Genomic DNA, 14083 nt, shown 5'->3' on the forward strand with positions numbered 1-14083 from the left:
GCGCCTTCGTTTCGGCGTCGGTGTTGACGTTGAGTGCGACACCAACAAAGCCTCCCTACAAGGGGGGCTTTGTTTTTTGCGGCACCGGCTTTGTCAGCCGTGCCAGCCCGCAAGCGGCCCACCGTCCGCATCCCGTAAAATAGCCGCACCGTCTTCGCACTTTCACCGACTCCGCCCATGTTCGCCCGACTTCCCCTGTATTTGCGCCTCGTGCGCATGGACAAGCCGATCGGCAGCCTGCTGCTGCTGTGGCCGACGCTCAACGCGCTGTGGATCGCCTCCGACGGTCATCCGACGTGGCCGCTGCTGGTGATTTTCATCGTGGGCACGGTGCTGATGCGCTCGGCGGGCTGCGCGATCAACGATTACGCGGATCGCGACTTCGATCGCTATGTGAAGCGCACGGAGAATCGTCCGATCACGTCGGGGAAGATCAAGGCGTGGGAAGCGGTGGCGCTGGCGGCCGCTTTGTCGTTGCTGGCGTTTCTTCTGATTCTGCCGCTGAACACGCTGACCAAGGAACTGTCGGTGGCGGCGCTCTTCGTCGCCGGTTCGTATCCGTTCACCAAGCGGTTCTTCGCGATTCCGCAGGCGTATCTGGGGATCGCGTTCGGCTTCGGCATTCCGATGGCGTTCGCCGCGATTCAGGGCCACGTGCCGTTGCTCGCGTGGGTGATGCTGCTGGCCAATGTGTTCTGGTCGGTGGCGTACGACACCGAATATGCGATGGTCGACCGTGACGATGACATCAAGATCGGCATCCGCACGTCGGCGCTGACGTTCGGCCGCTTCGATGTGGCCGCCATCATGCTCTGCTACGCGGTGACGCTGGGGATTTACGTCGGCATCGGCGTGATGCTCGGCTTCGGCGTGTTGTACTGGCTGGGATGGACGGCGGCCGCGGGTTGCGCGATCTATCACTACACGCTGATCCGCGACCGTGAACGAATGGCGTGCTTCGCCGCGTTCCGGCATAACAACTGGCTGGGCGGCGCGCTGTTCGTCGGCATCGCCGCGCATTACGCGGTGGGTTCGTTTTAGTTTTTCTGCGCGGCTTTACGCCGGGTTTGCGTTTCTATTGAGCAGGCGCCGCAGCAGCTTGAATCGAAGCGCTACGGCGCGCTCAATTCACCGTGCTACTTTTCTTCGAGCTTCTCGCGCCGTAGACGCCGCCCCGGTTCGAATCGCGGCGCTGCGTGCTACGGCAGACTTCCTTTTCTAAATCCTCTCGAATACCCGGCGCTGCCTGGCGCGCTCACTGCTTGCCGAACTCGTCGCCCATTTCCTTGGCGCGGGCATCGGCGGCGAGCGCACCGCGCACGATCGCATCCTTGACGCCGCTTGCGTCGAACGACGCCAGCGCCGCCGCAGTCGTGCCGCCTTTGGACGTCACACGTTCACGCAACAAGCTCGGCGGTTCGTCGGAATTCGCCGCCAACTGCGCCGCACCGGTGAAGGTCGCCACCGCCAGCGCGCGGCCTTGCGCTTCATCCATGCCGAGCTGGCGCGCGGCTTCCTGTAACGCCTCGATGAAATAGAACACGTAGGCCGGTCCGCTGCCCGAGATCGCGGTGACGGCGTCGATCTTCGCCTCATCGTCGAACCAGACCGTTTCGCCGACCGCGCCCAGCACTTGCGACGCGAGCGCGCGGCTCGCTTCGTCGACGCTGCCGGTCGCGACGAGACCCGTCACGCCCATGCCGATCAACGCCGGCGTATTCGGCATGACACGCACGATACGGTTGTGCCCATTCAGCCAGCGCGACATGTCGCCCATGCGAATGCCGGCGACGATGCTTACGGCCAGTTGCGACGCGTTCAGATGCGGCGCCACCGCCTCGGCGACGCTCTTCAGGATCTGCGGCTTCACCGCCAGCACGACGGCGTCGTACGCGGCGAGCGCGGCATCCGCGGCGGCGCCCGTCTTGATGCCGAACTGCTGCTCATTGCGCTTGCGCGCGTCTTCGTTGGGATCGATTGCGTAGAGGTCAGCGGGCGCGACGCCACGCTTGATGAGGCCGCCGATCAACGCGGCGGCCATATTGCCACCGCCGATAAAAGCAATTTTCATGATGTTCCGAAGGAAGTGCCGTGAAGAGCCTAAGGAGCCTGAAAAGGCCCGCAAGGGTCAGTTAGAGTAATCTCGCGCGCCGAAGATCGCGGTGCCCACGCGCACGATCGTCGCGCCTTCCAGCACGGCGGCCTCGAGGTCGCTCGACATGCCCATGGATAGCGTGTCGAGTTCGAGTCCGTCGTTACACAGGCGCTCGAACAACTCGCGCAAGTGCCGGTGCGGCACGCGTTGCTCGTCGATGCCGCCGGTCGGCTCGGGAATCGCCATCAGGCCTCGCAAATTCAACTTTGGCAGCGCGGCGATCGCCTGCGCGACTTCCACCGCCTCGGGAACGCTCACGCCGCTCTTCGACGCCTCGCCGCTGATGTTGACTTGCAGGCACACGTTGAGCGGCGGCAAATTATCGGGACGCTGCTCCGAGAGCCGCTGCGCGATCTTCAACCGATCGACGGAATGCACCCAGTCGAACTGCTCGGCGACCGGCCGCGTCTTGTTCGATTGCAACGGACCGATGAAGTGCCATTCGAGCGTGACGCGCAGATCGGCGAGCGTCTCGATCTTGGTGAGCGCTTCCTGCACGTAGTTTTCACCGAACGCGCGCTGGCCGGCGTTGTAGGCGGCGCGCACGTCTTCGGCGGGGAAGGTCTTGGAGACCGCGAGCAGATGGACCGAGCGCGTATCGCGTCCGGCCACGTGGGCGGCCATGGCGATGCGCTGCTGCACCGCCTCGAGATTGTGAATCAGATCGGGCATGTCGGAACCGGAAGTCCAGCGAAAGTCGATTACCCGATTATACGGACAGCATGTGCTCGACCAACTCGATCCAGTGCGCGACCGGCGTCGACGTGCCGCTTTGCAGATGCGCAATGCAGCCGACGTTCGCCGACACGATCACCTGCGGCTCCTGCACTTGCAGCCGCTCGAGCTTTTGATCGCGCAGCGCATACGAGAGCTTGGGCTGCGTCAGCGAGTAGGTGCCGGCCGAGCCGCAGCACAGGTGGCTGTCGGCGGGCAGGCGCACTTCGACACCCAGCGCGGCCAGCAGATGCTCGACCTTGCCGCGTATCTGCTGACCATGCTGCAAGGTGCAGGGCGGATGAAACGCCACGGTGTGAACCGAGCGGCGTCGCGTGACCGAAACCAATGCTTCTTCGAACTCCGGCAGGATCTCCGCGACGTCGCGCGTCAATTCCACCACGCGGCGCGCCTTCTCCGCATACACCGGATCGTGCCGCAACAGGTGCGCGTATTCCTTGACGGTCGCGCCGCAGCCCGACGCGTTCATCACGATCGCCTCCACGCCCTCTTCGACGTAGGGCCACCATGCGTCGATGTTGGCGCGCAGGTCGTCGAGCGCTTCATCGTTGTAGCCCAGATGCAGGCGGATCGCGCCGCAGCAGCCGGCATCCGGCGCGATCAGCATTTCGACGCCGAGTGCGTCGAACACGCGCGCGGTGGCGATGTTGACGTTCGGCATCATCGACGGTTGCACGCAACCCGCGAGCATCAGCATCTTGCGTGGATGTTTCGCGGTCGGCCATTCGAGCGGACGCTGCCGCGCGGGCACCTTGTCGCGCAACTTCTTGGGCAGCAACGGACGAAAATGCTGGCCGATCCGCATGGTCGGCGTGAACAGCGCGCTGTTCGGCACGAAGCTCGCGAGCATGCGCCGCACCAGCCGTTGACTGAACGGGCGCGTGACTTTTTCTTCGGTGAGCTTGCGGCCGATTTCCACCAGCCGGCCATATTGCACGCCGGACGGGCAGGTCGTTTCGCAGTTGCGACAGGTCAGGCACCGGTCGAGATGGAGCTGAGTGCTGCGCGTGACCGGCGCACCCTCGACCATCTGCTTGATCAGATAGATGCGTCCGCGTGGGCCGTCGAGTTCGTCGCCGAGTATCTGGTAGGTCGGACAGGTGGCCGTGCAGAAACCGCAATGCACGCAATTGCGCAGGATGCCGTCGGCTTCGTCGCCATCGGGCGTGTTGCGAATGAAGTCCGCGAGGTTGGTTTGCATCGCGTCGCTCAGAAGTCGGGGTAGAGACGGCCGCGATTGAAGATGCGGGCCGGGTCGAAAGCGGTTTTCAGACCGCGATGGATTTTCATCAGCGGCGCGGGAAGCGGGGTGAACACGCCGGCGCCGCGGTCGTAGCCGTGGCCGGTGCGAAAGATCGTGGCGTGGCCGCCGGCTTGCTTGGCGCTAATACGCACGGTCTGTGCGTCGGTATCGGTGATCCACCAGCGCTGGCCGCCGCCCCATTCCATGAGTTGCGCGCCGGGCAGTTGCAGCGGCTCAGTGATCGAAGGCAGCGCGAGGCGCCACAGCGCGGCCCGCGGCGGAATGGCGGCGAAGAACGAGTCGGTCTGTTCGCGCAGGCCCGCCCAGAAACGTTCGGCTTCGACCGCATCGACCACTTCGCCGCCGAGCGCCATCTTCGCCGACTTGACTGCGGCCTCGGCGCCGGCGAGGCGCACGGCCAGCGTGCCGTGACGCCAGGCGCTCGCGGTGATCGGCAGCGGCCGGCCACCCCATTCGTTGAGCTTACGGACCGCGTCGGTGCCGTTCATGTCGAATTTGAGCGTGGCTTCGGCCTGCGGCAATGGCAGCACCTTGATCGACAGTTCGAGGATCAGTCCCAGGGTGCCGAGCGAGCCGGCCATCAGGCGCGAGACGTCATAGCCCGCGACGTTCTTCACCACCTGGCCGCCGAAATGCAGCTTCTGCCCCTGACCATTCATGATCACAGCGCCGAGCACGAAGTCGCGCGCCGCGCCGGCCGACGGGCGGCGCGGACCGGCGATGCCCGCCGCGATGCAGCCACCGAAGGTGGCCTGCGGCCCGAAGTGCGGCGGCTCGAAGGCGAGCATCTGATGATGGTCGGCGAGCGCGGCCTCGATCTCCAGCAGGGGCGTGCCCGCGCGCGCGGTGATGACCAGCTCCGCCGGATCGTACGCGATGATGCCGCGATAAGCGCGCGTGTCGAGGAGGTCACCTTGCAACGTCTGACCGTACCAGTCTTTGGTGCCGCCGCCACGGATACGCAACGCGCGCCCCTCGGCGCTGGCCGAACGCACACGTTCCGACCACACGGCGACGATGTCGTCCTCTTCCATGGTGTCCTGCTTCGTTGTGTTTCGTTTGATTGTACCGGGCGGGGGCTCGCTGGCAACCAGGAGCGGACCCGCATCGGGTAATCAGGGTGAGAGCAGGAAAAACGGCGCCCACGCAGGCTATGCGCGATGCGTGGGCGGGGCAGTACAGCGTTAGAACCGCGGCAACTCAGGATGCGGCAGCAAGCCGCCGCGCACATGCATCTTGCCGTACTCGGCGCAACGCGCTCGCGTGGGAATGCCTTTGTCGGGGTTGAGCAGGCCGGGCGCGTCGAAAGCCCGCTTGACCGCGTGGAACGCGTCGCGCTCTTCGGGCGAAAACTGCACGCACATCGAATTGATCTTCTCGATGCCGACGCCGTGCTCGCCGGTCACCGTGCCCCCCAGTTCGACGCACGTTTCGAGGATGTCGGAACCAAACGCTTCGGCCCGGTGCCACTCGTCCAGGTCATTGCCGTTGAACAGGATCAGCGGATGCATATTGCCGTCGCCCGCGTGGAATACGTTGATGCAGCGCAGGTTGTAGGTCTTTTCCATCGCCTCGATGCGCGCGAGCAGCGGACCGATACTGCGACGCGGCACCGTGCCGTCCATGCAGTAATAGTCGGGTGAAATGCGCCCGGCGGCCGGGAAAGCGTTCTTGCGGCCCGACCAGAAGCGCAGCCGCTCATTCTCCGAGCGGGAAATCTGGATGCGGGTGGCGCCCTGTTCGCGCAGCACCGCGGTCATGCGCACGATTTCATCCGCGACTTCTTCAGGCGTGCCGTCCGATTCGCACAGCAGGATGGCCGCCGCGTCGAGATCGTAGCCGGCGTTGACGAATTCCTCGACGGCGCGCGTGGCCGGCTTGTCCATCATCTCCAGGCCCGCGGGGATGATGCCCGCCGCAATGATGCCGGCCACCGCGTCGCCGCCTTTCACGACGTCGTCGAAACTGGCCATGATGACCTGCGCCGTTTGCGGCTTCGGGATCAGCTTGACGGTGACTTCGGTGACGATCGCAAACATGCCTTCGCTGCCGATCAGTACGGCCAGCAGATCGAGGCCGGGCGCGTCCGGGGCAAGCGAGCCAAACTCGACGATTTCGCCTTCCATGGTCACGGCGCGCACGCGCATCACGTTATGCACCGTGAGACCGTATTTGAGGCAGTGGACGCCGCCGGAATTCTCCGAGACATTGCCGCCAATCGTGCAGGCGATCTGCGACGACGGGTCTGGCGCGTAATACAAACCGTAAGGTGCGGCGGCTTCTGAGATCGACAGATTGCGCACGCCGGGTTGCACCGTAGCGGTCCGTGCGTACGAATCGACTTCGACGATCTTGCGGAAGCGCGCGAGCGATACCACCACGCCGTGCCGGATCGGCATGGCGCCGCCGGACAGACCGGTGCCCGCGCCACGCGGCACGATCGGCACGTCGAGGCGATGGCAGATCTGCACGATGCGCTGCACCTGCGATTCCGTCTCCGGCAACGCGACCGCGAGCGGCAGACGCCGGTAGGCGGCGAGACCGTCGCATTCGTAGGCGACGGTATCTTCCTCGCGATACAGCAAACAATGGGTCGGCAATACGGCCATCAACGCCTGCACGACTTCGCGCTGGCGCTGGGCGAGTACTTCGGCCGTCAGTTCAGCGGGTGCGTTCATGTGACTTGTCTCCTCGTGCCCTTCAAGTCCAACGCGGCTGGCTTTCCAGCGCTGCCGCGCCTGAATACGCCTCATGCTGCCCAGGTGAAGATCTTGCCCGGGTTCATCAGATTGTGCGGATCGAGCGCATGCTTGATCGAACGCATGGTATCGACCGCGACTTCACCGTGCTCTTCGAGCAGGAATCCCATCTTGTGCAGGCCGACGCCATGCTCGCCCGTGCAGGTGCCGTCCATGCGCAGCGCGCGTTGCACAATGCGATGATTAAGACGCTCGGCTTCGACGAGCTCTTCCGGCTTGTTCGGATCGATCAGGATCGCGACGTGGAAATTGCCATCGCCGACATGGCCGACGATCGGGCAGGGCAGCGGTGACGCTTTCAGATCCTGTTCCGTTTCCTCCACGCATTCCGCGAGACGCGAGATCGGCACGCAGACGTCGGTCGTGACCGCGCGGCAGCCGGGCTTCAGTTGCAGCATGGCGAAATAAGCGTTGTGGCGCGCGTTCCACAGGCGGCTGCGGTCTTCCGGCCGGGTCGCCCATTCGAAACCCTCGCCGGCATTCTGCGCGGCGATGTCCTGGACCAGTTCGGCTTGCTCTTTCACGCCGGCCTCGGTGCCGTGGAATTCGAAGAACAGTGTGGGCGCTTCACGCAGTGTCAGATTCGAGTGGCGATTGATCGAGCGGATGGCGAGCGAATCGACGAACTCGACGCGCGCAATCGGCACGCCCATTTGGATCGTTTCGATGACCGCGCGCACCGCATCGCCCATGGACGGGAACGCGCACACCGCTGCGGACACCGCTTCCGGTTGCGGATACAGGCGCACCGTGATTTCCGTGATCACGCCGAGCGTGCCTTCCGAGCCGACGAACATGCGCGTGAGGTCGTAACCCGCGGACGACTTGCGAGCCCGCGTGCCGGTCTTGATCACGCGGCCGTCGGCCAGCACCACGGTCAGCCCGAGCACGTTCTCGCGCATCGTGCCGTAGCGCACGGCGTTGGTGCCCGAGGCGCGCGTGGCCGACATGCCGCCGATGCTCGCGTCCGCGCCCGGGTCGATCGGGAAGAACAGACCCGTGTCGCGCAATGCCTCGTTCAACTGCTTGCGCGAGATGCCGGGTTCGACGGTGACCGTCAGATCTTCGGCGTTGATCGACAACACCCGGTTCATTTCCGACAGATCGATCGAGACGCCGCCTTGCACGGCGAGCAGATGCCCTTCGAGCGACGAGCCGTTGCCGTAAGGGATGATCGGGACGTTGTACTGGCCGCACAGTTTGACGACGGTTTGCACGTCTTCAGTCGTGCGTGCGAAGACGACGGCGTCAGGCAGTTGCGGGTCGAACGGCGATTCGTCGCGGCCATGATGGGCGCGCACGGCTTCGGACACGGACACGCGATCGGCGAAGACGGCTTTGAGCGCGCTCAGCAACTCGGCGGGAAACGGCCGGCGCAGCGGGGCCGGCGGCACGGGATGATTCACGCATGTCTCCTGGTATTTGGGGCGGTGCTGGTTTACAGCATGTGTTTCATTTTACGCCGATCGCCCGTGGGCCGGCGTTGCGGCCGGCCAGCGCTTCTATAATGGCGGCGACTTCACGATGCGCGCAATATGGATAAACGCGGTGGCTGATCGGGTTTGTTTCGAACCCCCTTGGCCAGTCCGAGCACACGGCGGGGCGCATCGTCACTGAATGCAAGGGAGACACCATGGGCAACCGCTTGAGCAAGATCGCCACCCGCACGGGCGACGACGGCACCACCGGTCTCGGCGATGGCAGCCGTGTGCGCAAAGACAGCGCGCGCATTGCCGCGATCGGCGACGTGGACGAACTCAACTCGAACCTCGGCGTGCTGCTGTGTGAAACCTTGCCGGACAAGGTGCGGGCAGCGCTCGTGGCGATCCAGCATGATCTGTTCGACCTTGGCGGTGAATTATGCATTCCCGGCCACACGATGATTACCGACCGGCAACTCGCGCAACTCGACGACTGGCTTGCCGACTACAACGCGGCTTTGCCGCCGTTGAAGGAGTTCATTCTGCCCGGCGGCTCGCGCGCGGCCTCGCTCGCGCATGTGTGCCGCACCGTGTGCCGCCGTGCCGAACGGGCGATCGTTGCGTTGGGCGAGCACGAGACCATCAACGCCGCGCCGCGCCAGTATGTGAACCGGCTGTCCGATCTGCTGTTCGTGCTCGCGCGCGTGCTCAATCGTGCGGACGGCGGCACCGACGTGCTGTGGCAACACGAGCGAAGCGCAGGCTAGAGCGCAGCCGTGGCGATACGCATTTGATCACGTGACGGCGCATGCAGCGTGACGCGCATTGACGAGCTTTACACGTTAGCCGACCGCCAGCGTGACCGGCTTGCCGATCCGGCTCATCATTTCCACCAGAGTGTCGATGGTGAACTTGGTGGTCTTCTTGTTGACCACGTCGGACACGCGCGGGCGCGACACCATCAGAATCTCGGCCGCCTCGGCCTGCTTCAAATGATGCTGTTCGATCCAGGTGGACAGTTCCGTCATGAGCTGCTCCTTGAGCAGCCGCGTGTCGTTGATCTGGTTTTGCGAAGCGGCGTGCAGGCGTTTGGCCTCTTCAGCGGAAAAGCCGAGTTCGAGGAACAAATTGGCGCCGGGCTTGGTTACGTGACGAATTTTGGTGTCGATCGTCATTTGTTAAGTTTTCCTATCGTTAATGTTGGCGCGGCCGATGATGCAACCCGATGGCGCGATACCGCATTTCGGCAATCTTCCTGTCATGCGGACCCAGCTTCTGCGTTTTCTTCTGGAAGCAATGCAGCACATACAGCGCTTCCACAAACTTCGTCACGTACATGACGCGAAAAATGCCGTCTGCTTCCCTGATGCGAATCTCGCGTGTTCCCGGGCCGATCGAGTCGAACGGTTTCCAGTTATCAGGGTCGAGGCCTGCCTGAATCTTGCCGAGTTGGAACCCCGCTTGACGGCGCATCTCCTCGGGAAAGGCGAGTAAATCGTGATAGCTGGAGCCTAGCCAGCGAATTTCTTTTTCCTGCTCCATAGCCACCTTTCATGTACAAAATCTTATACGTAACATTCACCCCGGTCAAGTCGCATTCGACCCGGCCATGAGTTGTTACGGTACAGAGGCGGTTAAAGGAGCACCATTCGTCCGTTCGGCTAACAAAAAACCCGGCTCATCCATCGAGCCGGGTTTTCCGATGCATCTACTACTGCAATCAGCGTGGCCTTAGTTGCCGCTGCCGCGTGCCACACGACGTTGCTTGACGGCGTCGGCGAGACCTTCGAGCACGGCGACGCTTTCGTCCCAGCCGATGCACGCGTCGGTGATGCTCTGGCCATACGTCAGCGCGCAGCCTTCCTGCAGATCCTGGCGGCCGGCCACCAGATGTGATTCCACCATCACGCCAACAATCCGTTCGTCGCCCGAAGCAATCTGGCGGCCGATATCCGCGCACACCGGAATCTGATTCTCGTGCTTCTTCGAGCTGTTCGCGTGGCTCGCGTCGATCATCAGACGCGCGGCGAGACCGGCCTTGCCGATGTCCGCGCACGCGGCGTTGACGCTGTCCGCGTCGTAGTTCGGCGTCTTGCCGCCACGCAGAATGATGTGGCAGTCCTCATTGCCCGCGGTCGACACGATCGCCGAGTGGCCGCCCTTGGTGACCGACAGGAAATGGTGCGGCTGCGAGGCGGCCTTGATCGCGTCGACGGCGATCTTGACGTTGCCGTCGGTGCCGTTCTTGAAGCCGACCGGGCACGACAGTCCCGAAGCCAGTTCGCGGTGCACCTGGGATTCGGTGGTGCGCGCGCCGATCGCGCCCCACGAGATCAGATCGGCGATGTACTGCGGGCTGATCATGTCGAGGTATTCGGTGCCGGCCGGCAGGCCCAGTTCGTTGATGCGCAACAGCAGCTCACGCGCGGTGCGCAGGCCGTCGTTGATCTTGAAGCTGTTGTCCATGTGCGGGTCGTTGATGAGACCCTTCCAGCCCACCGTCGTGCGCGGCTTTTCGAAGTACACGCGCATCACGATTTCGAGTTCGCCGGCGAAGCGCTTGCGCTGCTCGATCAGACGCCCCGCGTATTCCATGGCCGCCTTGGTATCGTGAATCGAGCACGGTCCGATGATCACGATCAACCGGTCTTCCATGCCGTGCAGAATGCGATGCATCGCGGTGCGCGAGTTGTAGATCACGTCGGACACCGTTTCGTCGCAAGCGAATTCGCGGATCAGGTGAGCGGGCGGCGTGAGTTCTTTCAATTCGCGGATGCGGACATCGTCGGTGTTGTGCGGGGGCATGTTGTTCTCCAATCGGTTCGTAGCGTGTTCGCGCGGGCAATCAGGGTTGCGATGAAGCAGCGATGCCAGAGCGGACGATCATCAAAAATAAAGTTTCAAAGGCATGAGGCGAAAAAAAACCGCCAGGCTAGCTGGCGGTTTTTCGGGAATTCTCGGTGTCCTGCGTGCACTAACACCCCTCTCGATCCGCCAGCGGTCTGAGATGCCAAAAAAAGTAAAAATAAAACTTGGCGGACATGACGAATGAGGTCGCAGGTCAAAAAGGGTGAGTGACTTTATAACCCGGGCAGGCGGCGCTTGCAAGCCACAGGGTATAAAAATGCGGAAAATCCGCATACTTCGCGCAATGCATGCACGAAGTATGCATTTTCTGCCAAATCAGGCCGTGCCACCGACCGTCATCCGGTCGATCCGCAGCGTCGGCTGGCCGACGCCCACCGGCACGCTCTGGCCTTCCTTGCCGCACACGCCGACGCCCGAATCGAGCTTCATGTCGTTGCCGATCATACTGACGAATTTGAGCGATTCGGGGCCGCTGCCGATCAACGTCGCGCCCTTGACCGGGTACGTGACCTTGCCGTTTTCGATCATGTACGCCTCGGAAGCCGAGAACACGAACTTGCCGTTGGTGATGTCGACCTGGCCGCCGCCGAAATTCACCGCATACAAACCGTTCTTCACGGAAGCGATGATTTCCTGCGGGTCCTTGTCGCCGTTGAGCATGTAGGTGTTGGTCATGCGCGGCATGGGCAGCGCCGCATACGACTCACGGCGCGCATTGCCCGTGACCGGCATCTTCATCAGACGCGCGTTCAGCGTGTCCTGAATGTAGCCTTTCAGAATGCCGTCCTCGATCAATGTCGTGCACTGAGTCGGGTTGCCTTCGTCGTCGATATTGAGCGAGCCGCGGCGGTTCGGCAGCGTGCCGTCGTCGACCACGGTGACGCCCTTGGCGGCGACCTGCTCGCCGATCCGCCCAGCGAATGCCGACGAACCCTTGCGGTTGAAGTCGCCTTCCAGGCCGTGGCCAATCGCTTCGTGCAGCAGCACGCCGGGCCAGCCCGGTCCAAGCACGACGGTCATCGCGCCGGCCGGAGCGGGGCGCGCGTCGAGGTTCACCAGCGCGGCGTGTACGGCGTCGTCGACATAGCTGGAGAGGATCTCGTCGGTGAAATAGCCGTAGTCGAAGCGGCCACCGCCGCCGCCACTACCGATTTCACGGCGGCCGTTCTGCTCGGCGATCACCGTGACCGACACGCGCACCAGCGGACGAATATCGGCGGCGAATCCGCCGTCGCTGCGCGCGACCAGCACCACGTCGTATTCACCGGCGAGGCCGGCCATGACTTGCTGGATGCGCGGATCGCGGCCGCGCGCCATCTGTTCGATGCGCTCGAGCAGTTTGACCTTGGCCGTGGCGTCGAGCGAATGCAGCGGATCGGCCGGCAGGTACAGATCGCGCCCGGCGATGCCGGTCAGCGACGACGCCACCTTGATCTTCTGCTTGCCGCCGCCCGCCTTGGCGATCGAACGCGTGGCGAGCGCCGCCTGGCGGATCGCTTCGGGCGACAGATCGTCCGAATAGGCGAAAGCCGTGCGGTCGCCCGACACGGCGCGCACGCCGACGCCCTGGTCGATGCTGAAGCTGCCGGACTTCACGATGCCTTCTTCGAGACTCCACGCTTCGCTGCGCGTGTACTGGAAGTACAGGTCCGCGTAGTCGATCTTGTGCGTGAAGATTTCGGCGAGCGTGCGGGTAAGCAGGGATTCGTCGAGACCGTAGGGCGTCAGGAGGATGTCCTTGGCGGTGGCGAGGTTACGGATACCGGGTTCGATGATGTTCATGCGAAGTATGTTCTGCTCGATACGAAGGATTCGGTTAGCGCCTCTGTCACACGCTATGTGAGTAGGAGACGCCGCAGTTTCAATGTCACGCGGATGGATTTATCAACTGGGTCAGAGGAGTCAACTAAGCACACGATGACGCCAGGCGGGCAGACTCTGTCGCACTTCGTCGATGCGCGCACGCTCGAGATTGCCGGCGACCACGCCTGCGCCTTCGTCGCGCACCGCGACGATTTCGCCCCACGGGTCGATCAGCATGCTGTGGCCCCACGTCCGGCGGCCATTTTCATGTTTGCCGCCTTGCGCCGCGGCCAGCACGTAACACTGGTTTTCGACCGCCCGGGCGCGCAGCAGCATTTCCCAATGCGCGCGGCCGGTCGTATAAGTGAACGCCGACGGCACCACGATCAGCGCGCAGTCGCCCATGCGCCGGTACAGCTCCGGAAAGCGCAGATCGTAGCAGACCGACAGGCCGACACGGCCGAACGGCGCCTCGAACGTGCGAACCTCGCCGCCGGGGCAGATGGTGCGCGCCTCGTCGAACGATTCCTCGCCCTTTTCGAAGTTGAACAGATGGATCTTGTCGTAGCGCGCGGCCTCGTTGCCCTGCGGGTCGAACACCAGCGTGGTGTTCAGCACGCGCGAGGCTTCGGGCGACATCAATGGCAGCGTGCCGCCGATCACCCAGACCTGGTGGCGGCGCGCGGCGTCGGCGAGAAAACGCTGGATCGGACCGTCCTGATAGGGTTCGCGCACGGCAAGCTTGTCCGTGTCCTTGAAGCCCATGAAGCAGAAGTATTCAGGCAGCAGGACGAGTTGCGCGCCGTCTGCGGCGGCTTCGGCAATCAGGCGCCCGGCTTCGGCGAGATTGCGCTCGCGATCCGGCGTGCTCACCATTTGCAGCGCGGCGACACGGAATGCGCTTTCCAGGGAACCGCTGGAGACGGTTGAAGAGACGTGTGTTTCGCTCATGAGCGTTTCGAAAAACTCCCGGCAAGGCGGCGGCGCGAACCGCTGGCGCCGCAAACGTCGTTCAAGGCTGGCTGGGGCCGCTGGTGCGGCACGGTGACTGCCCGGCCAACAAAGGGCCGGATACAGG

At 63.6% G+C, this 14083-nt stretch carries 13 protein-coding genes; 2 read left to right on the top strand and 11 right to left on the bottom strand.

The features are described 5' to 3' along the window. Positions 1-177 precede the first annotated feature (177 nt). The gene (gene ubiA / locus PQR42_RS30840; protein WP_408390094.1) at positions 178-1041 is read left to right on the top strand and encodes a 4-hydroxybenzoate octaprenyltransferase; all 864 of its coding nucleotides are present in this window, start codon (positions 178-180) and stop codon (positions 1039-1041) included. Between the two features lie 214 nt (positions 1042-1255). Here the strand turns inward: ubiA and proC are convergent, their stop codons facing one another. From proC to PQR42_RS30870, 6 genes are all read right to left on the bottom strand, one after another. Then, positions 1256-2071, bottom strand: a complete 816-nt coding sequence (gene proC / locus PQR42_RS30845; RefSeq protein ID WP_408390098.1) for a pyrroline-5-carboxylate reductase — start codon at positions 2069-2071, stop codon at positions 1256-1258. Positions 2072-2128: 57 nt separating this feature from the next. Further along, positions 2129-2827, bottom strand: a complete 699-nt coding sequence (locus PQR42_RS30850) for a YggS family pyridoxal phosphate-dependent enzyme (RefSeq protein WP_408390100.1) — start codon at positions 2825-2827, stop codon at positions 2129-2131. A gap of 37 nt (positions 2828-2864) precedes the next feature. Continuing rightward, a complete protein-coding gene (gene glcF, locus PQR42_RS30855; RefSeq protein ID WP_408390103.1) occupies positions 2865-4091 on the bottom strand; it encodes a glycolate oxidase subunit GlcF in 1227 nt (408 codons plus the stop codon). 8 nt (positions 4092-4099) lie between these two features. Further along, on the bottom strand, positions 4100-5188 hold the full coding sequence (gene glcE, locus PQR42_RS30860) for a glycolate oxidase subunit GlcE (protein WP_408390106.1): 1089 nt from the start codon (positions 5186-5188) through the stop codon (positions 4100-4102). A 150-nt stretch (positions 5189-5338) separates the two neighbouring features. Continuing rightward, positions 5339-6832: an FAD-linked oxidase C-terminal domain-containing protein gene (locus tag PQR42_RS30865; RefSeq protein ID WP_408390109.1), complete on the bottom strand. Its 1494-nt coding sequence runs from the start codon at positions 6830-6832 to the stop codon at positions 5339-5341. Positions 6833-6903: 71 nt separating this feature from the next. After that, positions 6904-8319 (bottom strand): FAD-linked oxidase C-terminal domain-containing protein, encoded by a 1416-nt coding sequence (locus PQR42_RS30870; RefSeq protein WP_408390112.1) that lies wholly within the window; start codon positions 8317-8319, stop codon positions 6904-6906. 227 nt (positions 8320-8546) lie between these two features. Between PQR42_RS30870 and PQR42_RS30875 the strand changes: the two genes are divergently transcribed. Then, on the top strand, positions 8547-9101 hold the full coding sequence (locus PQR42_RS30875) for a cob(I)yrinic acid a,c-diamide adenosyltransferase (RefSeq protein ID WP_408216908.1): 555 nt from the start codon (positions 8547-8549) through the stop codon (positions 9099-9101). Between the two features lie 75 nt (positions 9102-9176). Here the strand turns inward: PQR42_RS30875 and PQR42_RS30880 are convergent, their stop codons facing one another. The 5 genes from PQR42_RS30880 to PQR42_RS30900 form a co-directional block, all read right to left on the bottom strand. Next, positions 9177-9509 (bottom strand): helix-turn-helix domain-containing protein, encoded by a 333-nt coding sequence (locus PQR42_RS30880; protein WP_408390114.1) that lies wholly within the window; start codon positions 9507-9509, stop codon positions 9177-9179. A gap of 19 nt (positions 9510-9528) precedes the next feature. Then, positions 9529-9876 carry a type II toxin-antitoxin system RelE/ParE family toxin gene (locus PQR42_RS30885; RefSeq protein WP_408390117.1) on the bottom strand — a complete coding sequence of 116 codons (348 nt, stop codon included), beginning with the start codon at positions 9874-9876 and terminating at the stop codon, positions 9529-9531. Between the two features lie 189 nt (positions 9877-10065). Then, positions 10066-11139 carry a 3-deoxy-7-phosphoheptulonate synthase AroG gene (gene aroG, locus PQR42_RS30890; RefSeq protein WP_012431785.1) on the bottom strand — a complete coding sequence of 358 codons (1074 nt, stop codon included), beginning with the start codon at positions 11137-11139 and terminating at the stop codon, positions 10066-10068. A gap of 378 nt (positions 11140-11517) precedes the next feature. Continuing rightward, complete coding sequence (gene tldD / locus PQR42_RS30895) at positions 11518-12984, bottom strand: metalloprotease TldD (RefSeq protein WP_408216901.1); 1467 nt, start codon at positions 12982-12984, stop codon at positions 11518-11520. Positions 12985-13104: 120 nt separating this feature from the next. Next, the gene (locus PQR42_RS30900; protein ID WP_106284499.1) at positions 13105-13956 is read right to left on the bottom strand and encodes a carbon-nitrogen hydrolase family protein; all 852 of its coding nucleotides are present in this window, start codon (positions 13954-13956) and stop codon (positions 13105-13107) included. Positions 13957-14083: the final 127 nt, after the last annotated feature.

Origin of the sequence: Paraburkholderia sediminicola, assembly GCF_046027355.1 — a bacterium.
Taxonomy (GTDB): domain Bacteria; phylum Pseudomonadota; class Gammaproteobacteria; order Burkholderiales; family Burkholderiaceae; genus Paraburkholderia; species Paraburkholderia sediminicola_B.